16 protein-coding genes and 1 pseudogene are annotated in these 22,588 nt (G+C 60.2%); 3 read left to right on the top strand and 14 right to left on the bottom strand.

The window, feature by feature from the left end:
* Window positions 1–33: 33 nt before the first annotated feature.
* Window positions 34–2,625, top strand: coding sequence for an EAL domain-containing protein (locus tag VFN25_RS04305; protein WP_325139191.1), 2,592 nt, complete (start codon window positions 34–36; stop codon window positions 2,623–2,625).
* Window positions 2,626–2,661: 36 nt separating this feature from the next.
* Here the strand turns inward: VFN25_RS04305 and VFN25_RS04300 are convergent, their stop codons facing one another.
* The gene (locus VFN25_RS04300; protein WP_325139189.1) at window positions 2,662–3,918 is read right to left on the bottom strand and encodes an MFS transporter; all 1,257 of its coding nucleotides are present in this window, start codon (window positions 3,916–3,918) and stop codon (window positions 2,662–2,664) included.
* A gap of 91 nt (window positions 3,919–4,009) precedes the next feature.
* Here VFN25_RS04300 and mazG point away from each other — a divergent pair.
* Together mazG and VFN25_RS04290 are read left to right on the top strand one after the other, a co-directional pair.
* Window positions 4,010–4,807: pseudogene (gene mazG / locus VFN25_RS04295) on the top strand (nucleoside triphosphate pyrophosphohydrolase); the annotation flags it as partial.
* Between the two features lie 318 nt (window positions 4,808–5,125).
* Complete coding sequence (locus tag VFN25_RS04290) at window positions 5,126–5,953, top strand: DUF4097 family beta strand repeat-containing protein (protein WP_325139188.1); 828 nt, start codon at window positions 5,126–5,128, stop codon at window positions 5,951–5,953.
* Window positions 5,954–5,986: 33 nt separating this feature from the next.
* Here VFN25_RS04290 and VFN25_RS04285 read toward each other — a convergent pair whose 3' ends face one another.
* The 13 genes from VFN25_RS04285 to uppS all read right to left on the bottom strand — a co-directional run bounded on the left by VFN25_RS04285 (window position 5,987) and on the right by uppS (window position 22,578).
* Window positions 5,987–6,946, bottom strand: coding sequence for an acetyl-CoA carboxylase carboxyltransferase subunit alpha (locus VFN25_RS04285; RefSeq protein ID WP_325139185.1), 960 nt, complete (start codon window positions 6,944–6,946; stop codon window positions 5,987–5,989).
* A gap of 63 nt (window positions 6,947–7,009) precedes the next feature.
* Complete coding sequence (gene dnaE, locus VFN25_RS04280) at window positions 7,010–10,522, bottom strand: DNA polymerase III subunit alpha (RefSeq protein ID WP_325139183.1); 3,513 nt, start codon at window positions 10,520–10,522, stop codon at window positions 7,010–7,012.
* A gap of 344 nt (window positions 10,523–10,866) precedes the next feature.
* Window positions 10,867–11,481 (bottom strand): ribonuclease HII, encoded by a 615-nt coding sequence (gene rnhB, locus VFN25_RS04275; RefSeq protein WP_325139181.1) that lies wholly within the window; start codon window positions 11,479–11,481, stop codon window positions 10,867–10,869.
* The gene (lpxB, locus tag VFN25_RS04270; protein WP_325139179.1) at window positions 11,478–12,725 is read right to left on the bottom strand and encodes a lipid-A-disaccharide synthase; all 1,248 of its coding nucleotides are present in this window, start codon (window positions 12,723–12,725) and stop codon (window positions 11,478–11,480) included. The genes rnhB and lpxB overlap by 4 nt, the downstream gene beginning before the upstream one ends.
* A 247-nt stretch (window positions 12,726–12,972) precedes the next feature.
* Window positions 12,973–13,743, bottom strand: a complete 771-nt coding sequence (lpxA, locus tag VFN25_RS04265; protein WP_325139177.1) for an acyl-ACP--UDP-N-acetylglucosamine O-acyltransferase — start codon at window positions 13,741–13,743, stop codon at window positions 12,973–12,975.
* Window positions 13,740–14,213 carry a 3-hydroxyacyl-ACP dehydratase FabZ gene (gene fabZ / locus VFN25_RS04260; RefSeq protein ID WP_325139175.1) on the bottom strand — a complete coding sequence of 158 codons (474 nt, stop codon included), beginning with the start codon at window positions 14,211–14,213 and terminating at the stop codon, window positions 13,740–13,742. Before fabZ ends, lpxA begins: the two co-directional genes overlap by 4 nt.
* Window positions 14,206–15,240, bottom strand: a complete 1,035-nt coding sequence (gene lpxD, locus VFN25_RS04255; RefSeq protein ID WP_325139173.1) for a UDP-3-O-(3-hydroxymyristoyl)glucosamine N-acyltransferase — start codon at window positions 15,238–15,240, stop codon at window positions 14,206–14,208. The genes fabZ and lpxD overlap by 8 nt, the downstream gene beginning before the upstream one ends.
* Entirely contained in the window at window positions 15,237–15,791 is a 555-nt protein-coding gene (locus VFN25_RS04250) for an OmpH family outer membrane protein (protein WP_325139171.1), read from the bottom strand. The genes lpxD and VFN25_RS04250 overlap by 4 nt, the downstream gene beginning before the upstream one ends.
* Window positions 15,792–16,020: 229 nt before the next feature.
* Window positions 16,021–18,375, bottom strand: a complete 2,355-nt coding sequence (bamA, locus tag VFN25_RS04245) for an outer membrane protein assembly factor BamA (protein WP_325139169.1) — start codon at window positions 18,373–18,375, stop codon at window positions 16,021–16,023.
* Between the two features lie 73 nt (window positions 18,376–18,448).
* A complete protein-coding gene (gene rseP, locus VFN25_RS04240; RefSeq protein WP_325139167.1) occupies window positions 18,449–19,795 on the bottom strand; it encodes an RIP metalloprotease RseP in 1,347 nt (448 codons plus the stop codon).
* 16 nt (window positions 19,796–19,811) lie between these two features.
* Window positions 19,812–20,990, bottom strand: a complete 1,179-nt coding sequence (locus tag VFN25_RS04235) for a 1-deoxy-D-xylulose-5-phosphate reductoisomerase (protein ID WP_325139165.1) — start codon at window positions 20,988–20,990, stop codon at window positions 19,812–19,814.
* Window positions 20,987–21,814 (bottom strand): phosphatidate cytidylyltransferase, encoded by an 828-nt coding sequence (locus VFN25_RS04230; RefSeq protein WP_325139163.1) that lies wholly within the window; start codon window positions 21,812–21,814, stop codon window positions 20,987–20,989. Before VFN25_RS04230 ends, VFN25_RS04235 begins: the two co-directional genes overlap by 4 nt.
* Window positions 21,811–22,578 carry a polyprenyl diphosphate synthase gene (gene uppS, locus VFN25_RS04225; RefSeq protein WP_325139160.1) on the bottom strand — a complete coding sequence of 256 codons (768 nt, stop codon included), beginning with the start codon at window positions 22,576–22,578 and terminating at the stop codon, window positions 21,811–21,813. Before uppS ends, VFN25_RS04230 begins: the two co-directional genes overlap by 4 nt.
* Window positions 22,579–22,588 lie beyond the last annotated feature (10 nt).

The raw sequence follows: 22,588 nt of genomic DNA, 5'->3' as shown, positions 1-22,588 counted from the left end.
AGATCCCTGTCGGTCCACCATGAGCGGTAGTCCATGAATCAGATCCTGCTGGCTGATACATCGCAAACACGGCGCCGTGCACTTTCGGCTGTTCTCAGTCAGAGCGGCTATGTCGTCACCGCCGTGCCCACGCTTGCCGAGGCCTACGAAACCTTGCGCCGAACCCAGATCGGCTACGCCAATCTCGATGCAGTCGTACTGGGTTGGCCGGAGTATTCGGAGGGCGTTGTCGAGGATGTGTTCGGTTTGCTGCATGGCGAACGTTTCGAGCATCTGCCGGTCCTGATCATGGCTGATTCGAGCAACGCCAATGCCGTCAACTGGCGCATGTCACGACCACGTACCGCCCTGACCTTGTGGTCGGAGTATCTCGAAGCGCCGAACGCGGTCAGTCAGTTGTTGCGACCGAACGAAGAAATCAAGCCGGTTCTGAGCGCCCATGACGAGCAGATCCGGATTCTGCTGGTCGATGATTCGGCCACCGTGCGCCTCGGCTATTCAAGATTGCTGCAGAAGCACGGCTACCACGTGGATACCGCCGAAAGCGTTGCCGATGGCTGGAGCAAGGTTTCCGCGCAGACTTACGACATCGCCATCATCGATTATCTGATGCCGGAGAAAAATGGCACCGCGCTGATCACGATGATTCGCAACAACCCGGAAACCCAGCACATCCTTACGGCGACCATTACCGGAACCTACTCCGATGCGGTGATTGCCGAGTCGCTGGCCTGCGGCGCGCTGGAATGTCTGTTCAAGAGTGAATCACGCGACCTGTTGCTTGCGCGTATCGCATCGTTGGCGCGAACCATCAATGATCGCAAGGCGATCGACAATGAGCGCCGTCGCCTGCAAGGCATTCTGTCCTCGGTTGGCGAAGGTGTTTATGGCGTCGACAGCGAGGGCATCATCCAGTTCATCAATCCCGCGGCACTCGATCTGCTTGGCTATACGGAAGCCGATGAGCTGATCGGACACTCGGCTTTCGAGGCATTTCACTATGCCGACGAACACGGCATGCCGATGCAACGCGCCGCATCGCAGCTCAGTCAGTGCTATGCCAATGCCAGCCAGCTTTCCGCATTGCAGACCCAGTTCTGGACTTTGGCCAAGCGTGGCATTCCGGTCGAATGCAATGTGCATCCGCTGCGCATGGATGCCGAGCAGAATGGTTCGGTTGTGGCTTTCCGTGATATTTCGGCTCGCCGCTTGCTTGAGGATGAGCTGCGCTGGCAGGCCGAGCATGACAGCCTGACCAAGCTGTACAACCGCGCCTGGTTCGAAGCCCAACTGGAACAGGAATGCAATCGGGTCCGGCGCACCGGACAATCGGCGATGTTGTTGTTCATTGATCTTGATCGGTTCAAGTACATCAATGACACCGCAGGCCATGCTGCCGGCGACCGTCTGCTCGTCGAAGTCAGTCAGCGCCTGAAATCGCGTCTGCGCGGCAGCGACTACCTCGCCCGCATGGGTGGCGACGAATTCGCCGTGCTCTTGACCAATGTCGGATCCAGCGACTTGATGAGCCTTGCAGACGGCTTCCGCAAGGTGCTGACGGCGATGCCGTTTACCTATGGCTCGAAGAGCTATCGCATCACGATGTCGATTGGCTGCGTGAAGATTGACGACAGCATGTACTCACCGGGCGATGCCATGGCGTTCGCCGATATCGCCTGCCACATGGCCAAGCGCAGCGGTCGCAACCAGTGCCAGATGTATTCACCGGAAACGGGCCGCCTGGCTGCGCTTGATGTTGATCTCGGCTGGTCGGTACGCCTCGAAGAAGCCTTGCGCACCAATCGCTTTGTGCTCTGCTATCAGCCGATCGTGCCGCTCAATGGCATCGAAAACGATTCCGTCGGCAGCAAGAACAGCAAGGACATCTGGCTGCGCCAACTTGAACGCAACCCCTACGAGGAAGCGTTGTTCGAGGTGCTCGTTCGGCTCCGGGGCAACCAGGGCGAGCTGATTTCACCCAATGCATTCCTGCCTGCGGCCGAGCGCTTCGGCCTGATGCAGGAAATCGATTTCTGGGTGATCGATCACGCGCTGATGGCATTGCGCGAAACACGTGACAGCCCGCGCCCGATCGCGCTGACCATCAACATCTCGGCGCAGACCCTGGAGAAGGCCGGGATCATCGATTACGTGACCGCGAAGATCGTCGAGTACGACGTCAATCCGGCGGCGATCGTCATCGAGATCATCGAGTCGCACTCGATCAGCGACATCCAGAATGCACAGGCTCAATTGACGGCGCTGCGTGCATTGGGCTGCCGCATCGCGGTCGATGATTTCGGAACAGGTTTCTCGACATTTGCTTATCTCAAGCAGATCGAGGCCGATATTCTCAAAATCGACGGTTCGCTGATCCAGGGCTTGCCCGATGACGATCTGGATCGCACGATTATCGCGGCGTTGACCTCGATTGCCGAAACCGCCGGCAAGAAAACCATTGCCGAATGTGTTGAAGATGTGGCCATGCTGCGCACGCTGTACGAGTGCGGCGTCGACATGGCGCAGGGCTTCGTAGTCGGCATGCCGCGCCTGCACTTGCCGAAATCACTGCCAACGTTTGGTACGACGATGTTCGAGCCGAAGACACAGATCGCGGCAGTCTGATTCGAGGATTTCTGTCCGCGCCCCGCGGCTCGCTGCTTACCAGCGACGGTCGACGCTCAGGCGTGGCCGGCCATTTTCGAAGTGCAAGCGCAACTGTCGGTGCCTGACCAGATAGCGGATGGCCACCAGGGCGGCGGCGATTCCTGATGCGGCACCAATCGCCATGGCCCAACGCGGGCCGAACGTATCGGCGACCCAGCCGACGATCGGTGCACCGATCGGTGTGCCGCCGAGGGCCAGAGCCAGCATGATGGCGAGGACGCGGCCGCGCATGACCGGGTCGGTTGAAAGCTGGATCACGCTGTTGGCTGTGGTGGTAAAGGTTTGCGCAGCGATACCGACAACCATCAAGGCCACACCGAACAACCATTCATTTGGCATCAGTGCCGCGATGGCGAGACCCATTCCAAACGTCGCCGCACCGGCCAGCAGCATCGAAATTCGCGGCTGTGCGCGAGCGGCTGAAAGCAGTGCGCCGGTGACCGATCCAATCGCCATGGTCGACGTCAGTACGCCGTATTGTCCTGCGCCGCCATGGAACACCGTGACCGACATGGTCGAGATGTAGATCGCAAAGTTCATGCCGAAGGTTCCGATCAGGAAGAACATCAGCAGGATCGCCTTCAGATCGGGTCGGTTCCAGACATAGCGGAAGCCTTCGATCAGATCGCCACGGGCGCGCACGGCGCGCGCCTGGCGCTGCAACTCGGTGCCGCGCAACAACAGCAATGATGCAATCACCGCCAGATACGATGCCGCATTGATCAGGAACACCCAGCCCGAGCCAATTGCGGCGATCAACAGACCGGCAACGGCCGGACCAATCAGACGCGCCGCGTTGAACGAGGTCGAATTGAGTGCCACGGCATTCGACAGTTCCGACTCGGCAACCAGATCGGAAACGAAAGTCTGTCTGGCCGGCGCATCGAACGCGGTCACGCAACCGAGCAGCAAGGCAAACACGTAGACGTGCCAGAGCAGGGCGTGGCCGCTGATGGTGAGCACGCCGAGGCCGAGCGCGAGCAGGCCCATGCAAGTCTGGGTGACGATCAGAACCTTGCGCCGATTGAAATGGTCGGCGGTAAATCCGGTCAACGGCAGCAGCACAACCTGCGGTCCGAACTGCAAGGCCATGACGATACCGACCGCGGTCGCATTCTTGTCGGTCAGCTCTGCGAGTACCAGCCAATCCTGTGCCGTGCGCTGCATCCAGGTGCCGATATTGGACACGAAGGCACCACCGGCCCAGAGCCGGAAATTGAAGCCACGAAGCGAGCGGAAGGTGCCGGACATGAAGGCTCGATCAGGTGGATGGGATAAATGCTGGCTGCCATGAGGCGCTACACTCGGGCTGCCATCAACAACCCTTGTCGCGGAAAGCACGATGCAGAAAATTGACGACCTGCTCACCATCATGGCGCGCCTGCGCGATCCCGACAACGGCTGCCCGTGGGATGTGAAGCAGAGTTTCGAGACGATTGTTCCTTACACCATCGAGGAAGCCTACGAAGTCGCCGATGCGGTGGATCGCCGCGACTATGCCGATCTCTGCGACGAGCTGGGTGATCTGCTCCTGCAGGTCGTGTTCCATGCGCGCATGGCCGAGGAGGCCGGGCACTTCAAGTTTGATGACGTCGTCGCTGCGATTTGCAACAAGATGATCACGCGTCACCCGCATGTGTTCGCTGAAGCCAGGGCCGATACCGCCGATGAAGTGCTGACCAACTGGGAGGCGATCAAGCGCCGCGAACGAGCGGCCGATGGTGATCAGGACAGCAGTGCCCTGGCTGGCATCGCCCGTGGACTTCCCGAGTGGCAGCGCGCGGTCAAACTGCAGAAGCGCGCGGCAACCGTCGGTTTCGACTGGCCCGACGTGAACCCGGTTCTCGACAAGCTGCATGAGGAACTTGAAGAGGTTCGCGAGGAATTCGCAAGCGGCGCGGATCCGGCACGCCTGACTGACGAGATTGGTGATGTGTTGTTTGTCTGCGCCAACCTCGCGCGCCATGCGAAGGTCGAGGTATCGACCGCCATGCGCTCGGCCAATGCCAAGTTCGAGCGGCGTTTCCGCAGCATGGAAGCGATCGCCGTCGAAGCGGGCGAGCAGCTTGAAGGCAAATCACTGGATGAGCAGGAAGCCTTGTGGCAACGGACGAAACTTCAGGAGCGCAACGGGAACATCTGATCAGCTTCCGTTCGTGGTGAGCTGAATACTCATGGCACTTGGCGAAGGAAACCATGAGTGGAAGTTCGCCTCAGTCGTCTCGCGAGGTGAGTTCATCCTTCGACAGGCTCGGGACAAACGGCTGAGGGAATTTGGCTTCATCTTTCGACGGGGGTTTAAGGCAACGCTGGCCAGGTTTCAGCTCGTCATCCCAGCGCATGCTGGAAGCGCTACACAATCGCGAAGCTGGTCAATGACGGCTTGTTCAGCGTTGCCTTAAACCCTTTTCCCACTCAGCGTATCCAATCAAGTCCAACCCTTCATTGGAGCTCCAACATGCGCTCGCTAGTCGCCCTGTCCCTGCTGTTCGTCTCGGCATCGGCATTTGCCACCGATTGTGTCAACCACGCCGATCGCTCCTTCAATGTCGATCGCGCCGATATCAAGACGCTGGTCGCAAAGCTTGGGTCGACCGATCTGAAGTTGCGCGGCGTGAGCGGGCTCTCGCGAATCGAAGTCCAGGCTCGTGCCTGTGCATCGAATGCGGACGATCTGGGTCGCCTCGTCGTCAATCAGCGTCGCGATGGTGATCGCCTTGTTGTCGAAACCGAACGCAACAGGGGCTCGTATTCGTTTTCGCTGTTCGGCTCGAGCTACGCCTATCTGGAGCTTGAGATTCGCGTGCCGTCGGATTTGGCTGTGGAAGTCGATACCGGTTCCGGTGATGTCGACGCGCGCGACCTGGCCAGCCTCAAGTACGACGCTGGTTCAGGCGATCTCAACGTCGACAACATCGTCGGTAAGCTCACCGCCGAGGTCGGCTCCGGTGACGTCGAAGGCTCGACAATCGGGCGATTTCATTTGATTTCGACCGGCTCGGGTGACATCAGCTTGCGTGACATCCGTGGCGATGTCGAAATTGGCAGGGGCGGATCGGGTGATCTGAGCCTTCGCAAGGTCACCGGCAGCATCCGTGTGGGTCGCATCGGATCCGGTGATCTCGATTTCTCCGATGTCGGCGGCGACGTGGCCGTCGACTCGATCGGCTCGGGCGACATTGATGCCGACGATGTGCGTGGAAATCTGACCGTGAAATCACGCGGCAGCAGCGATATCAGCTACCGCAATATCGGCGGCAAGATCGACGTGCCGTCCGAGGATTGATTGTTGCTGATCACGCACAGCTGACGCACGGCGTCAGCTCGTCTTGTATTCACCGTATCGGCGCAGGCGCTGATAGCGCTGCTCAAGCAGGGTCGAGGGTTCCAGCACATCGAGTTCTTCGAGCTGGTTGAGCAGGACTGCCTTGAGGCGCACGGCCATCGAATGCGGGTTGCGATGGGCGCCGCCCAATGGTTCGCGGACGACTTTGTCGACCAGGCCGAGTTCGAGCAGCCGGGCGGCGGTGATGCCGAGTTCGGCGGCGGCATCCTTGGCCTTTTCGGCGGTTTTCCAGAGAATCGACGCACAGCCTTCCGGCGAGATCACCGAATAGGTCGAATACTGCAACATGTTGATGCGATCGCCGACGCCGATTGCCAGCGCGCCGCCGGAGCCGCCTTCGCCGATCACCGTGCACAGAATCGGCACTTTCAGTTCGGACATTTCGATCAGGTTGCGCGCAATTGCCTCGGACTGGCCGCGTTCTTCGGCACCGACGCCGGGATAGGCACCCGGCGTATCGATGAAAGTCAGCAGCGGCAGCTTGAAGCGTTCGGCCAGCTTCATCAGGCGCAAGGCCTTCCGATAGCCTTCCGGGCGCGGCATGCCGAAATTGCGCCGGATCTTGGTTTTGGTGTCACGGCCTTTCTGGTGGCCAATGATGACCACGCTACGACCGTCGATGCGACCGAGGCCGCCAACGATGGCCTCATCCTCGGCATAGGCTCGGTCACCGGCCAGTTCGTGGAATTCCTCGCACATGACCTTGATGTAGTCGAGGGTGAATGGACGTGCCGGATGCCGCGCAAGCTGGGCCACCTGCCAAGGTGTCAGATTGCGGAAGATTTCCGCGGTGCGGGTCTTCAGTTTGCTTTGCAGCTTGCCGATTTCGTCTTCGATATTGAAAGCCTGACCGTGGCTGGCATGACGCAGCTCCTGGATCTTGGCTTCGAGTTCGCCGATCGGTGCTTCGAATTCGAGGAAGTTAGGGTTCATTCAACGCTGTTTGAATCGGAAGGGGGCCAGTATAGCGTTTCAGGACAACTCGTCGCGGCAGCATCAATGGCCGTAGACGAATTCTGCATCGATAACGCCTTCAAGTGTCGCAATGATCCGGACCAATTCGGGGCTGGCGCGAACCTTCCATTCCGGGCCGAGTTCAACTTCGCCGCGGCCGCTCTGATTGCTGAACAAGATGCGCACCGTGGTGCCGCCACCGCGCCAGGCTTCGAGCGCGTCGTACAGGCGCGTGGCGAAGTCGCCGCCAATGCCGTTGACGCGCAGGCGCAACACGCGTGCACGCAGCTCACAGGCTGATTCAATCGTGCTGACCCGTTGCGTGCGTAGCTGGTAGTTGCCGGAAAAATCGTCGATCGACAACGAACCTTCAAAAACGAGAATGGCATCACGGCTCAGCAAGGGACCGAATTCGGCCCAGGCCTCGCGGTAGAGCACGGCCTCGAAACGGCCCGAGTAGTCCTCAACCTGGACGAATGCGCGCGACTCGCCTTGCTTGCGTATGCCGAGCACCGCGCCGGCCAGAGTGAACGAAGGGCCGCCGGCGTAGCGGCTGCGACCTTCTTGCGGCTTGTGATGCTTTTCCAGCTCACCAATCGGGCAAGTCACGACCCGAGCGAACAATTCGCGCCAGGCATCAGTCGGGTGGCCGGAAAGATAATGACCCAGGGTGTCGCGCTCGCCGGCCAGTCGCCGCTCAGCCGGCCAGTCCTCGACTTCGGCCAGTTCAATGGAAACCGCGGCCGGGCTGGCTGCACCGAACATGTCATTCTGGCCAGCCAGCGCGTTGCGTGCCTGCTGATCGGCGGCGCGCATGGCTTCAGGCAGTTGTGCCATCAGGCTGGCGCGGTTGCTGGCCAGCGCATCCATCGAACCGGACAGGATCAGGGCTTCGAGCGTGCGCTTGTTGATCTTGTGCGCATCGACGCGCACGCAGAAATCGCCGAGATCCCTGAATGCGCCGCCGCTCTCTCGCGCAGCGACCACATTCTCGATGGCGCCTTCGCCGACGCCCTTGAGCGCACCGAGGCCGTAACGAATGGTTTTCGAGACACCACGAGCCGAGTCGGCATCCATCGCGTGGAACTTGTAACCCGAGGCGTTGATGTCGGGCGGCAATACTTCCAGGCCGAGCGTACGCGCCTCGCCGAGCAGATTGACGACCTTGTCGGTGTTGTCCATGTCGGCGGAAAGCACCGCAGCCATGAATTCGGCCGGGTAGTGGGTTTTCAGCCAGGCAGTCTGATACGAAACCAGCGCATAGGCCGCCGCATGCGACTTGTTGAAACCGTAGCCGGCGAATTTTTCCATCGTGTCGAAAACGGTATCGGCCATGTGTTCGTCGACACCGTTCTTGGCCGCCCCTTCGCGGAAAATCGCGCGGTGCCTGGCCATCTCCTCGACTTTCTTCTTGCCCATCGCGCGACGCAGCAAGTCGGCGCCGCCAAGCGAATAGCCGCCGACGATCTGGGCCATCTGCATGACCTGTTCCTGGTAGACCATGATGCCGTAGGTCTCGCGCAGAACCGGCTCGACGCGCTGATCCGGATATTCGATCGGCTCGGTGCCGTGCTTGCGCTTGCAATAACTCGGAATCAGGTCCATCGGTCCGGGTCGATACAGCGCACCGAGCGCGATCAGATCTTCGAAACGATCCGGTTTGGCATCCTTGAGCATGCCTTGCATGCCGCGAGATTCAAACTGGAATACGGCGATCGTCTGGGCGCGCTTGAACAAGGTGTAGACGGCCGCGTCATCGAGCGCCAACTGGCTGATGTCGAGCATCGCTTCACCGGTTTTCGCGCGGCGCACATTGATCGCCTTGACCGCCCAATCGATGATGGTCAGCGTACGCAGGCCGAGGAAATCGAACTTGACCAGGCCGACTTTTTCCACATCGTCCTTGTCGAACTGGGTGACAGCACCTTCGCCACCCGCTTCGCTGTAGACCGGCGCGTAGTCGGTCAGCGGTCCCGGTGCAATGACCACGCCACCGGCATGCTTGCCGGCGTTGCGAGTCAGGTTTTCGAGTTTGAGGGCGAGATCGACCAGTTCACGGATGGCGTCGTCATTTTCATACTCGCTGCAGAATTCCGCGATGACCCGGTCAGGTTCCTTTTTTGATTTTTCGCTGCGACCGAGAGCATCGCTGAGACTCATGTCCAGCGGTCGCATCGGAATCAGCTTGGCGATTCGGTCAACCTGTCCATAAGGCATGCTGAGCACGCGGCCGCTGTCGCGCAGCACGGCCTTGGCCGCCATGGTGCCGAAGGTGATGATCTGGCTGACATGATCGCGGCCATATTTCGCGGCCACGTACTCGATCACCTGGTCGCGCTTGTCCATGCAGAAGTCGATATCGAAATCGGGCATCGACACGCGTTCGGGATTGAGAAAGCGCTCGAACAGCAAGCCGTAGCGGAGTGGATCGATATCGGTAATGCCGAGCGCCCAGGCGACCACCGAACCGGCACCCGAGCCACGACCGGGACCGACCGGGATATCGTGATCCTTGGCCCAGTTGATGAAGTCGGCGACGATCAGAAAGTAGCCTGGAAAACCCATTTCGACGATGACGTCGACTTCGGTTTCGAGGCGGCTCTCGTAATCGGACGTGCTGAAGCCCTCAGCGGGAGACTGGCTGGCGAGACGTCGGGCCAGGCCCTCGCGTGATTGCGTGCGAATCCACGAATCGAGTGTGAAGCCCTCGGGAATCGGAAATTCCGGCAGGTAGTAGGTGCCAAACGAGAGTTCGAGATTGCAACGCCTGGCCAGTTCGACGGTGTTCTCGATGGCCTGCGGCAGATCGGCGAACAGTTCGATCATCTGCGCCGGTGTCTTGAGGTATTGCTCGGCCGAGTACGAGCGCGGCCGCTTCGGATCAGCGAGCACGCGGCCATCGTGGATGCACACACGTGCCTCATGCGCCTCGAAGTCATCGCGGGCAATAAAGCGCACATCGTTGCTGGCCACGGCCGGCAGGTCGAGGGCGATGGCCAGCTTTACAGCGGCGGCAATGAACAATTCCTCATCGGCGCGCTGGGTTCGCACGAGCTCGAAGTAGTAGCGATCAGGAAAATGCCGGCCCCACAGCGTGGCGTACTCTCGGGCCGCGTCTTCACGGCCGCCGAGCAGACACTTGCCGACATCGCTTTCACGTCCGGCAAGGACAACCAGGCCGCGATTCGCCTCGAACAACCATTCGGCTTCGATCAGGGCAAAGTCACCGTGGCGGCCATCCGACCAGGCCCGTGAAACCAGTCGCGAGAGGTTCCGGTAGCCTTCCATATTCTGGCAAAGCAGGGTCAGCCGATGCGGCTTGCCGCGATCGGTCGGATCGGCAATCCAGACATCCGCGCCGGCGATGGGCTTGATTCCGGATTTTTCAGCCGCCGCGTAGAACTTGACCAGGGCAAACAGATTGACCTGATCGGTCAGGGCCACGGCTGGCGTACCGTTCGCCGCACATGCGTCGACCAATCGATCGATGCGAATCGTCGAGTCGACCAGCGAATACTCGCTGTGAACGTGCAGATGAACAAATTCCGCAGGCATGGCGGCAACAAACGTGAGGAGCCGACAGGGTAGCCGGGCGGCCGGTGGCGGACAAGCTTGCGCGGGAGCGTGGGATGTGGGTGCGGCAGGCTTCGCTGCTGTGGCCGCTATTTGTCAGCTCGCCGAAACTCCATGCCGCCAGAACTCTGCTGGCGCCGCATACCTGGCACCACTGCTCGTCGCCCCGGCCTGCGCTGGGCGAGGAGAATTTGGCAGGCGCTTGAAAAGCGGCTGCGGCGCCGCGCTCCGAAGAAGCGCAAAAAAATGAAAAGTAGATCCGCGGTGTGGAACCGATGCAGGTGATTCCGCCGTATGCCCGGAATCGCGAAAGCTTCCCAGTCCGATCAACTATCCGAGAGACAAGCACGCACCGGGGCGAAGCTGCGCCGATGTTGTGGACTCGGTCCAAGCCGGGTCAGGGCTTCGATATGGGCGGCGGTCGGGTAGCCCTTGTGCCTGGCGAAGCCGTAGCCGGGATGGAGTGCATCGAGCGCACACATGATGCGGTCGCGTTCGGTCTTGGCCAGGATGGAAGCCGCGCTGATCGCGGCTTCGGTGGCATCGCCACGCACGATGGCCTGTCCGCGGCAGGGAAGGTCTCCGGGCAGGCGGTTGCCGTCAATCAGGGCGAGAGTCGGCTGGATGGATAGCGCGGCTACGGCACGCGACATACCGGCCATGGTTGCGGCCAGAATATTCAGGCGATCGATTTCCTCAGCTTCGACCGAGCATATGGCGAATGCCAGCGCGTGCTTGCGCACTTCGAGCGCCAACTGATCACGGCGATTTGGACCAAGTGCCTTGGAGTCAGTCAGCCCACTGATCGGCCTGGCCGGGTCGAGAATGACCGCAGCGACCACAACCGGACCGGCCAAGGGACCACGACCAGCTTCATCGACACCCGCGACCCGCTCGTTATCGCATTGTCCAGGATTGCGGCCAAACAGATCGGTCGTCATTGCGCACAGCCTTGATCGACAACCGCAGCAGCGGCGCTTCGATCACCGTCACCGCGCAAGGTCTCGTGAAGACGCGTGTACTCGGCAAGCAATGTCGAATTGATCTGTCGCTCTATCAATGGCTGTCGCAAAGCCTCGGCCAGCGCCTGCGGCGTGCAGCGATCCTGCATGAATTCAGGAACCAGTTCTCGTCCAGCCAGATGATTCGGCAGCGAATAGCGCTCGACCTTGAGCAGGCCGAAGGTCTTGACGATCCGGTAGGTCAGCGCGGCGAGACGGTAAGCGACGACCATGGGTCGCTTGGCCAGCATCGCTTCGAGTGCCGCCGTTCCGGAAGCAAGCAGAACCGCGTCGGCCGCGATCATGGCGGGGTGGGATTGACCGTTTGTTACGAGAATGGGGAATGGGGAATCGGTGGAAGCAAAAGAGCCAGGAGCCGCTTCGCTCCTGTCCACTCCCCACTCCCCACTTCCTGCTCCCGCTTTCGCGAGCTCGTTCGCGAAAGCATCCCGGCAATTCGCATTAGCCATCGGTGCAATCACGTGAAGATTTGGAATTTCTTTCGCGAGCAGCATCGCGGCAGTGATGAAATCGGCACCGAGGCGACGGATCTCGCCGAGACGGCTGCCGGGGAGTATGGCGAGAACAGGCACGTCGAGAGGAATGCCGAGGGCGGCGCGTGCGCCGGCCTGGTCGGGTTCGAGGGCAAATTGGTCGGCCAGCGGATGGCCGACGAAGCGCGCATCGACGCCATGCTTCGCGTAGACCGCGGGTTCCATCGGAAACAGGCAGAGCACACGATCCGCGCTCTGGCCGATCTTCTGCGCGCGCTTTTCGCGCCAGGCCCAGATCGACGGGCTGACATAGTGGATCGTGCGGATCCCCGCCTGCTTGAGCTTGCGCTCGAGGGCGAGATTGAAATCCGGCGCGTCGATACCGATAAACGCTTCAGGTCGCAGTGCCAGCGTACGCTTTCGTACCTCACGGCGAATCCGCAGCAAACCCGGTAAATGCCGCAATACCTCGGTCAATCCCATCACCGCCAGACGCTCCGCGGGAAACCACGCATCCAGCCCCGCCGCAATCATCCGCGGTCCACCAATTCCGGCAAATCGCGCATCGGGAAAGCGTTCGCGCAGCGCGTCGATCAACCCCGCACCCAGCAGATCACCCGAGGCTTCGCCAGCGACAAGGACGAAGAGCGGGGAGTGGGGAGTAGGGAGTGAGGGGTGGGGCTGAAGCACGTTAGCGGAAAGCCGATGGCGGGATGTTTGTTGGCGAAGAAGCGGTGAGCCGGCGATGGAAAAAGCAGTTCAGAAAAACTGGATCAAGCTGCAGAAACCGGGAACGTCGTGAAGGGCCTGCTGAATCCTCGATGCACTTCCCGCATTCTGCAGAAGCCCGTTCACGGGCGAGCGAACTGTTGTTCGCTCCTCCCACTCCCGACTTCCCACTCCCGACTCCACACTTCCGGCTCCCCACTCCCGGCTCTCAACGCACCAGCGAACGCTGCGAGCGTTCAATGAAATCGAGCATCAACCTCACGTCCGGTGCGTCTTCGGCAGCGCGAGCTAGTTCGACGCGGGCTTCGGAGAGAGGGAGGCTGGAATTATATAAAGTTCGATAAGCACGCTTGATTGACATGATGCGGTCGGATGAATATCCGCGCCGACGCAGGCCTTCCGAGTTGATGCCCTTGGGTTCGGCAAAGCTTCCGGCGACGGTGACATACGGCGGTACATCTCGATTGATGATCGCGCCCATCGCGGTGAAGGCGTGCGCGCCGATCTGACAGAACTGATGGACCAGGGTGAAGCCGCCGAGGATGACCCAGTCGTCGACGCTGACATGGCCGGCCAGCGATGAGGCGTTCGAGAAAATCGTGTTGTTGCCGACTGTGCAGTCATGCGCAATGTGCACATAAGCCATCAACCAGTTGTCGTTGCCGATACGAGTCAGGCCGCCGCCATCAGCAGTGCCGCGGTTGAAAGAGACGAACTCGCGGATGACGTTGCGATCGCCAATTTCCAGACGAGAGTCCTCGCCATGGAATTTCTTGTCCTGGGGAGCGGCGCCCAGTGAGGCAAATTGCCAGATCTGGTTGTCCTTGCCGATGCGTGTGTGGCTATCGATGACCACATGTGGACCAATTGTGGTGCCGTCGCCAATCTCGACATTGGGCCCAATGATGCTGTAAGCACCGACGCTGACGTTTTTGCCGATTTTTGCACCAGGGTCGATTAGGGCGGTCGGGTGAATCATCCTTGGCCCCGCTCTGCGCAGAGCAGTTCGGCTTCGGCGACCACTTCGCCATCAACCTTGGCCTGGCCCCAGAACAAACCCATGCGTCGCAACATGCGCTTCTGCTGGACTTCGAGAACCAGCTGATCACCCGGTACGACGACCCGGCTGAACCGCGCCTTGTCGATCTTGACCAGATAGAACAGGGCTGGCTGGTTGGGATCCTTGCTCACCGACAGTTGCACGAGTGCGCCGGAAGCCTGGGCGAGCGCCTCGATGACGAGCACGCCGGGCATGATTGGAGTTCCCGGGAAATGGCCCTGGAAGAACGGTTCATTGATGGTCACGTTCTTGATCGCGGTCAGCGATTTTCCCGACTCCCACGACAACACGCGATCAATCAGTAGAAATGGAAAACGATGCGGCAGCAACTGGGCGATGCGGCGGACGTCGATCGGGCCTTGCTCAGGCGTCGCATTCGGTTCATTCATTGGGAGTTCCCTTTTCTATGTCCGCAACCTGCCGTGCCAGTCGGTCAAGATGTTTGAAGCGCGCTGCATTGCGCCGCCACAACTTGCCCTCCTGAATCGGTGTTCCGGACGAATATTCACCGGGGTTGCGAATTGAGTGGGTGACCAGGCTCATCGCCGTGATCGTGACTCGATCCGCAATCGTCAAATGACCAATTATGCCAGCCCCGCCGCCGATCAGGCAGTTTTTGCCAACCTGCGTGCTTCCGGCAATCGCTGCGCATCCGGCTATTGCAGTGTGCGCACCGATGATCACGTTGTGGGCGATCTGGATCTGGTTGTCGAGGCGAACATCGTTTTCGAGCACCGTATCCTCGAGCGCGCCGCGATCAATCGTCGTATTGGCACCAATTTCGCAGTCATCGCCAATGCGCACGCCGCCGAGTTGGGGGACCTTGATCCAGTGATCGTGCTCGAAGGCCAGGCCGAAGCCATCGGCACCGAGGACTGCGCCAGAATGGATCGTCGCGCGTTGGCCGATACGGACCCGGCAAACCAGGGTGACGTGTGGCATCAGGCGTGAACCTGCGCCGACCTCACAATCCGGACCGATATGGCATTGTGCGCCGATGATCGCGTTGTCGCCGATCAGCGCATTGGCTTCGACCACGCAAAACGCACCGACTGAGGCGGAACCGGCGATCCGGGCCGATTCGTCGACAACGGCGCTGGGGTGAATGCCGCCCGGGATGTCCATGCGCGTTTCGAACAAGGCTGCAATTTTTGCAAAGACGACATAGGGATCAGCGGCCACGAGCAGCGCCTGATCGCATACGCCGATACTCTCGACATCGACAGCGCGTACGATGACCGCCGCCGCCGAACTGCTTGCCAACTGGGAGCGGTAGCGCGGATTGGCGAGGAATCCGAGTTGTTCCGGGCTCGCCTGGGCCAAGGTTCCGACGCCGCGAACAAGCGTGTCCGGATCACCGTGGAGTTCGAGTCCGAATCGCTCCGCGATGTCGCCAAGGCGAAATGCGCTGCTCATGGTTGGGCCTGCTTGTCGAGTTTGCGCTTCAGGCGCTCAAGTACCTGGTCGGTGACGTCGATGCGTGGACTCGCGTAGACCACGGGACTCGGTACGATCAGGTCGATGTTCTGCTCGCGGGCAAATTCTACGACGGCGTTGTTGATCTCGCGCCAGCTGCGATCAAGTTCTTGGTCGCTGCGTGACTTGAGCTCGCTGCGCAAGCTGTCGCGCTTGCGCTTGATTGAGCGGTCCAGCGCATCGATCTCGCGGCGCAGGTTTTCAGCATCTGATGCCGTCATGTCCTGGTGCTCGCGTTGGTAGCGGGCACGCAAGGTCTGCAACTGGGCTTCTTCGGCTTTCAAGGCATCGTCACGCGGGGCAAACTCCTGCTGGAGTTTCTGGCGCCCTGCTATGACCTGCGGCGCATTGTCGAGCAGTCGCTTCATGTCGACATAGCCGATGCGCATGGCTGGCGCTTGCGCCGACAGCGGCAGTGACGCGAGCATCAGCAGCGCCGAGAGCAGCACTCCCGGAATCGACATCATTGCTGCGCGCTTGGCCTTGCTCACCTATCCGATCCAATCAGGGTCATGCTCTTGGGCAACCATCGAGACAGGCCATGACGCAAATCGCGATCCGGCTTCAGGCCTGGGCCAGAATGAGCGCGATAGATTCGTGACGCCGTCAAGCGGGTTCTGAATGATCAGGATAGGGTGGAGCCGCCAACTAGCCAAGCCTGTTCTCCCCAAAAGCACCAGTTTCGTTCGCGTGACTCTGCTCGGGTCTCCGGTGCTCGGTTCAGAACTGTGGGCCAAATGAGAACTGGATGGTTTCGGTATCGTCACCCTTCTTGTGACGGAGTGGCTTGGCGATGCTGATAACGATCGGGCCAACCGGTGCGCGCCAGCGGAACGACAAGCCCGTCGAGGCACGCAGTTCCTTGGCACTCCAGGAATTGTAATCCTTGAACACGTTGCCGACATCGATGAACCAGGACAAGCGTGTCGTGTTGTCGCTTTCCTTGGCGAACGGTGTTGGAAAGATCAGTTCAGCCGTGGCCACGGTCTTGAACGCGCCACCGGTCGGTTGCCGGAAGCCGGAACTGAAATCCGTCGGGCCCAGCGTGTTGTCGCGGAAGCCGCGGACATCCGAACTACCACCCGCGAAGAAGTTTTCGTAGAACGGCAGGCCGCTGGCGACGTACTCATTGGTTACCGGCGGATCCTGGCCGTTGTCCACCGTTGTCCGACGGATGTCCTTGTAGCTGTCGCCATAACCGAGTGAGGCACTGCCGAACAGAATGAACTTGTCAGTCAATGGAATGTACTTCGAGTAAAGATAACGGAACTTGAAGTACTCGACCGTGGAGCCGGGCAAGGTGGTTTCGAAGGAGGCTGTCTGAAATGAGCCGCGAGTCGGGTTGTAGAACTTGTTGCGGGTGTCGTGCGACCACGAGAACTCGAGGCTTCCGGTATGGAAGGTTCGGTGGTTGAGCGCAAACAGATAATCGATGAACTCCTGCGGTGTGGTGCCGGCGAACGTCCGGATCGACGTCTGGCTCAGACCGATGCGAGTATTCAAGGTATCGCTTTCAGTCAGCGGCAGGCCGATATAGGTGCTGAAGTTGTCTGAATTGGTCAGATAGTTGGCGATGTTCGCCTGCCCGGAATCAAGTTCCCGGTGGCTGATGTCGTAGCCAAGACCGATGCCGGAATCGGTCAGATACGGTTCAAAGTAGGAGATCCCGTAGGTCTTCAGGAAGGCGCTGCGCTGCAAGGTCAGTGCGACCCGATCGCCGGTGCCGAAGAAGTTGTTCTGTTGCAGGGCGATGCTGGTGATGATGCCCTGCACCTGCGAGTAGCCAACACCGAAGGTGAAGCTGCCGGAAGGTTGCTCTTCGACCGCAACGGTGATGTCGATCTGGTCTTCCTGGCCCGGAACGCGCGGGGTGTCGATCTCGACAGTCTTGAAATAGCCGAGGCGCTGCAGGCGGATCTTCGAGCGATCAATGGCTGCCTGCGAATACCAGGCGCCTTCCAACTGGCGCATTTCACGCCGCAGGACCTGATCCTCGGTGTGCTGGTTGCCCTTGAAGGTGATCTTGTGGACGTAGATGCGCTTGCCCGGAGTGATCTGGAAATTGAGTGAGACCTGACGCTTGTCGCGATTGATCTCGGGAACCGGATTGACCTCGGCAAACGCGTAGCCGATGTTTGCCAGCGCCGAGGTGATTGCATCGGCCGACTGTTCGACCAGACGACGCGAGAAGGTCTCGCCGGATTTGATCGTCAGAAGCTTGCGCAGGTCATCATCGGTGAGGATAAGGTCGCCGGTCAGCTGAATATCGGTGACCGAATAGACTTCGCCTTCCTTGATGTTGGCGACGACGTACATCTTGCGTTTGTCAGGGCTAATCGTGACCTGGGTGGAATCCAGCGCGAAATCCACATAGCCGCGGTCAAGGTAAAACGACGACAGACGTTCCAGATCGCCAGACATTTTCTCGCGCGAATACTGGTCGTCCTTCGAGTACCAGGAAGTCCAGTTGGTCGTATCGGACTGGAAGTCCTCGCGGATTTTCTTGGCTTTGAAGGTCTCGTTGCCGACGATGTTCAGATGCTTGATCGTCGCCGGTTTGCCCTCGGCGATATTGATTGCCACCTCGACGCGGTTGCGATCAAGGTTGACCACGGCGGTCTTGACCGAAACGTTGTATTTGCCGCGGTTGTAGTACTGACGGGTCAGTTCCTGCTGGATCGAGTCAAGCTTGAGGCGATCGAAGGTCTCGCCCTCTGCCAGGCCGATGCCCTTGAGGCCGCGGCGCAAATCCTCGTCCTTGAGATCCTTGTTGCCGCGCAACGACACCTTGGAAATCGACGGACGCTCGACCAGGGTGACGACAAGAATGTCGCCCTGGCGACTCAGGGTGACGTCGTTGAAGAAGCCGGTTCGGTACAGCGCCCGAATCGCCTGCTCTGCGCTGGCCGAGGTGAGCACGTCACCTTTTTCGACCGGCAGATAGGTGAACACGGTGCCGGACGCGATTCGCGACAGACCATCGATGCGGATATCCGACACGGTGAAGCTGTCGAAGGCGAAGGCATTCTGGGTGCTGAGCCAGGCAAGCAAGAGCAGGGCGGCGATACGCTTCATCGTCACTTCCATTGAGACAAGATCGGCTGGCGGCGAGGGCACACCGCTTCCGTTGTTATTGGGCAGAACCGACTCAGGGTATGAGCCGAAGAATATCGTTGTAAAACGCCAGCCCCATCAGTGCCACCAACATCATCAGACCGACATATTGGCCCGCGATTTGACTGCGTTCACTCACCGGACTGCCCTTGATCAGTTCGATAAGGTAATACAGCAGGTGCCCGCCGTCCAAGATCGGGATTGGCAACAGGTTGATTATCGCCAACGACAACGATATCAGGGCGAGAAAATTGAGGAACCAGGCAAAGCCCATCTGGGCCGAACCATTGGCGAACCGGGCGATGGTGATCGGACCGGACAGATTATCGAGGCTGGCGCGGCCGACGACCAGCATCTTGATCATGCCGAGCGAGCTTTTGGTGACATCCCAGGTTTTCGAAAATGCCTGCGGAATCGCTTCCAGTGGACCGTATTTCAGCGTTGCATCGTGACTGTCGCCGCTGGCGATGCCGATGACAAAGCGGGATTTTCCGTCGGCAGCCGCGATTTCGGTGGCTTTGAGGCGCAGATCGAGCTGTTCGTCGCCACGCTTGATGGTCAGGGCGAGCTCAGGATTCCTGGCCGCTTCTTGAGGAATCAGGGTTTCGATATCGGAGAAATGTGCGACATCGTGTCCATTGATGCGCAAAATGCGGTCACCTGCCTGCAGGCCCGCCGCCGCCGCCGGCATGCCGTCGCTGACCCGGCCAATCACCGCATCACGCTCGCGTGGCTGCAGGCTCAGGCCGATACGGTCGAACAGCTCGTTTTCACCGACTTCGGCAGGCAGCTTGCTGAAAGCCAGGGTGCGCGAGGTGCTGTCACCGGCAGCCGTGGTCACATCAAGCCGGGTGTCATAGCGGCCGACAGCGTTTTCGCCGAGTTTCTGCAGCGCACTGCTCCACGAATCCACCGCATCGCCATTGATTGCGGTGATGCGGTCGCCGGCTTCGATACCGGCCTCGGCGGCGATACCGGTGGGTGCTGCGACGATCGGAATGTAGTCGGGTTTGCCGACCACGAACATCAGCCAGAACGCAGCGATGGTGAAGATCAGGTTGAACGCCGGACCGGCTGCGGCGATGGCCATGCGCTGGCCAACCGGCTTGCGATTGTGCGTCTGATCGAGTTCCTCGGGTGCCACCTCGCCTTCGCGCTCATCCAGCATCTTGACGTAGCCACCGAGTGGAATTGCGGCTATCGCGAATTCGGTGCCGCGACGGTCGCGGCGCATCCACAACGGCTTGCCGAAGCCGACTGAAAAGCGCAACACCTTGACCCCGCACCAGCGTGCGACGATGAAATGGCCAAACTCGTGAAAGGTGACCAGCAGGCCGAGGGTGACTATCAGCCACCACACGGATCCGAAAAACTCGTTCATTCCAACATCTCGATGATCATGCGACCAGACTGCCAATGATACGTTGTGCTTCGCGTCTTGCCGTTAAATCACTGTCAATCAAGTCGGAAAGTTGGCTGATCGGGTTGCTGGGCAAACGCGCCAGGCACTCCTCGATGACGGCTTCGATGGCCAAAAACGGCAAGCGCCCACCAAGAAAGGCGGCGACGGCCTCCTCATTGGCGGCATTCAGCAAGGTTGGTGCGATACCGCCGACGGCCAGGGCCTGATAGGCGAGATCGAGACAGCGGAAGGTTCTGCGATCAACGGCTTCAAAGCCGAGCTGGGCAATCCTGACCAGATCCAGCGGCGCAACCCCGGCATCAATGCGCTCGGGCCAGGCCAGCGCATAGGCAATCGCGGTTCGCATGTCCGGGTTGCCAAGCTGGGCCAGGACCGAGCCGTCGCAATACTCGACCATCGAATGCACGATGCTCTGCGGGTGCACGACGACTTCAATGTCGCTGGCTGCCGCATCGAACAGGAAATGCGCCTCGATTACTTCCAGGCCCTTGTTCATCAAGGTTGCCGAATCCACCGATATCTTGCGGCCCATGCTCCAGTTCGGATGCGCACAGGCCATGTCGGGAGTCACCTCGACCAGTTCTTCGCGGGAGCGGCCACGAAACGGTCCGCCCGAGGCAGTCAGCAGGAGTCGGCGCACGCCAGCATCGGCCAGGCTGTTGCGGCCATGGGGCAGGCACTGGAAAACGGCATTGTGTTCGGAATCGATCGGCAGCAATTCGCCACCGCCGGCATCGAGCGCCGCGCGCAGCAAGGCGCCGGCCATGACCACCGACTCCTTGTTGGCCAGGAGCAGGCGCTTGCCGGCATGGGCGGCAGCCAGGGTCGATTCAAGACCCGCTGCACCGACGATTGCCGCGACCACGCAATCGGCATGACCGCCCTGAGCGGCCTCGATCAGGCCCTGTGGTCCGGACAGCACGCGCGCATCGACATCAATCGATTTCAGGCGGCGAACCAGATCGGCTTCGCAGGCGGGATCGGCGATCACCGCGATTTGCGGACGGAATCGCTGACAAAGGGTGACCAGATCTTCGACGTTGCGGTGCGCTGAAAGTGCGGTAATGCGGAATTGATCAGCATGACGGGCGACCACATCGAGCGTGCTTGCGCCGATCGAGCCGGTCGCGCCGAGGAGGGCAATGCGCATCATGACGGGAAATACAGGTCGATCAGGGTCTTGCCGACGACGAAGATCGGCATCGCGGCAACAACGCCATCAAGCCGGTCAAGCAGGCCACCGTGACCTGGGAACAAGGTTCCTGAATCCTTCACGTTGGCCTGACGTTTCATTAGGCTCTCGAACAGATCGCCAATGATCGACCAGACCACGCAGACCAGGCCGAGACCGACCAGCAAGACCAGCGGCATGTCGCGCTGGCCCAGCCACCAACCGCCAATGAAGGCGATCAGGCCACTGCCGACCAGAGCGCCCCAGACCCCTTCGAGGGTCTTGCCGGGACTGATCCGTGGAGCCAGCTTGTTGCGGCCGAAGCGGCTGCCAGCGAAATAGGCAAAGGTATCGGCAGCCCAGACAATGAACAGAGCGAAAAGCGTCCATGCCGGGCCGAGATTGGCTTGATCGTGAATTTCGACGACGGCGGTCCACGCCGGGACCAGCACGAACAGGCCGGCGATCAGCTTGATCAGGCGGTTGCCTGATGTCGGCGAGGCGGCGAACGAAAAGCTGCGCATCCAGCGCAAGGCGATCAGCCACCAGACCACACCCGCACCGATGCATAGCCACCACCATGTTTGCCCACGAACCAGCCACAAACCGACCATCAGCAATACGGTGAGAACGACCGAGGCAATGCGGGGAGCCGTTCCCTGCATGCCGATCAAACGGGTCCATTCCCACATCGATGCTGCCCAGACCAGCAGCAGCACGCCCGCGAACAGTGGTGTCGACGACAACAGAATGAAGGCGATCGCGACTGGCGCGAGGATCAGGGCGGTGATGATGCGTTGTTTCATTCGACTCCCAGACCGGATGGTGCGGCAACTTGTGCCGAGGTCTTGCCAAAGCGACGTTCACGCCGGGCAAATTCTTCGACACAGGCATCAAGGACGTCCGCCGTCACATCAGGCCACAGGGTGTCGATGAAAACCAGTTCCGCATAGGCAATTTGCCAGAGCAGAAAGTTGCTGATGCGCAATTCGCCGCCGGTGCGCACGAAGAGATCGACCGCTGGCTGCCCGGCGAGCGCGAAAAAACGGGCCAGCGATTGCTCATCGATGGCATCGGGCGCCAATTCGCCGCGGACAACGGCTTCGGCGGCGCGACGCGCGGCGTGGGCGATATCCCAGCGCCCGCCGTAGTTGACCGCCACATTGGCCGACAGCGCGCGATTCTCGCGTGTCTTGGCCATGGCCCTTTGCATGCGCTCGCGCAACTCCGGTGAAAACGCCGACAGGTCACCAATGAATTCGATACGCACGCCGTGGCCATGCAATTCATCAACTTCGCGGTCCAGCGCTTTCAGGAACAATTGCATCAATGCGCCGACTTCATCCTGCGGGCGCTTCCAGTTCTCGCTGGAAAACGCGAAAAGGGTCAGCGAGCCGATTCCGCGTCGCAGGCAGTACTCCACCGTCGCGCGCAGCGCCTTCTGGCCTTCACGATGGCCGAAACTGCGCGGTCGATGGCGACGTTCCGCCCAACGCCCATTGCCATCCATGACGATGGCAAGATGCTGCGGCGGGCGTACCGCGGACACGCTCGCTGGGATGTCATTCATGGCGGGAGGA

The sequence above is a fragment of the Dokdonella sp. genome (genome assembly GCF_035703485.1).
Lineage (GTDB): Bacteria > Pseudomonadota > Gammaproteobacteria > Xanthomonadales > Rhodanobacteraceae > Dokdonella.
The sequence above is the reverse complement of the archived record's forward strand: the minus strand, read 5'-3'. Positions and strand labels throughout refer to the sequence as shown.

Bases quoted from the DNA above. Each gene is read 5' to 3' on its own strand.
- VFN25_RS04290 (WP_325139188.1), top strand. From the start codon at position 5,126: ATGCGCTCGCTAGTCGCCCTGTCCCTGCTGTTCGTCTCGGCATCGGCA.
- VFN25_RS04300 (WP_325139189.1), bottom strand. From the start codon at position 3,918: ATGTCCGGCACCTTCCGCTCGCTTCGTGGCTTCAATTTCCGGCTCTGG.
- lpxA (WP_325139177.1), bottom strand. From the start codon at position 13,743: ATGATTCACCCGACCGCCCTAATCGACCCTGGTGCAAAAATCGGCAAA.
- lpxD (WP_325139173.1), bottom strand. From the start codon at position 15,240: ATGAGCAGCGCATTTCGCCTTGGCGACATCGCGGAGCGATTCGGACTC.
- VFN25_RS04305 (WP_325139191.1), top strand. From the start codon at position 34: ATGAATCAGATCCTGCTGGCTGATACATCGCAAACACGGCGCCGTGCA.
- VFN25_RS04230 (WP_325139163.1), bottom strand. From the start codon at position 21,814: ATGAAACAACGCATCATCACCGCCCTGATCCTCGCGCCAGTCGCGATC.
- dnaE (WP_325139183.1), bottom strand. From the start codon at position 10,522: ATGCCTGCGGAATTTGTTCATCTGCACGTTCACAGCGAGTATTCGCTG.
- rseP (WP_325139167.1), bottom strand. From the start codon at position 19,795: ATGAACGAGTTTTTCGGATCCGTGTGGTGGCTGATAGTCACCCTCGGC.
- bamA (WP_325139169.1), bottom strand. From the start codon at position 18,375: ATGAAGCGTATCGCCGCCCTGCTCTTGCTTGCCTGGCTCAGCACCCAG.
- rnhB (WP_325139181.1), bottom strand. From the start codon at position 11,481: ATGACGACCGATCTGTTTGGCCGCAATCCTGGACAATGCGATAACGAG.
- VFN25_RS04285 (WP_325139185.1), bottom strand. From the start codon at position 6,946: ATGAACCCTAACTTCCTCGAATTCGAAGCACCGATCGGCGAACTCGAA.
- VFN25_RS04235 (WP_325139165.1), bottom strand. From the start codon at position 20,990: ATGATGCGCATTGCCCTCCTCGGCGCGACCGGCTCGATCGGCGCAAGC.
- fabZ (WP_325139175.1), bottom strand. From the start codon at position 14,213: ATGAATGAACCGAATGCGACGCCTGAGCAAGGCCCGATCGACGTCCGC.
- uppS (WP_325139160.1), bottom strand. From the start codon at position 22,578: ATGAATGACATCCCAGCGAGCGTGTCCGCGGTACGCCCGCCGCAGCAT.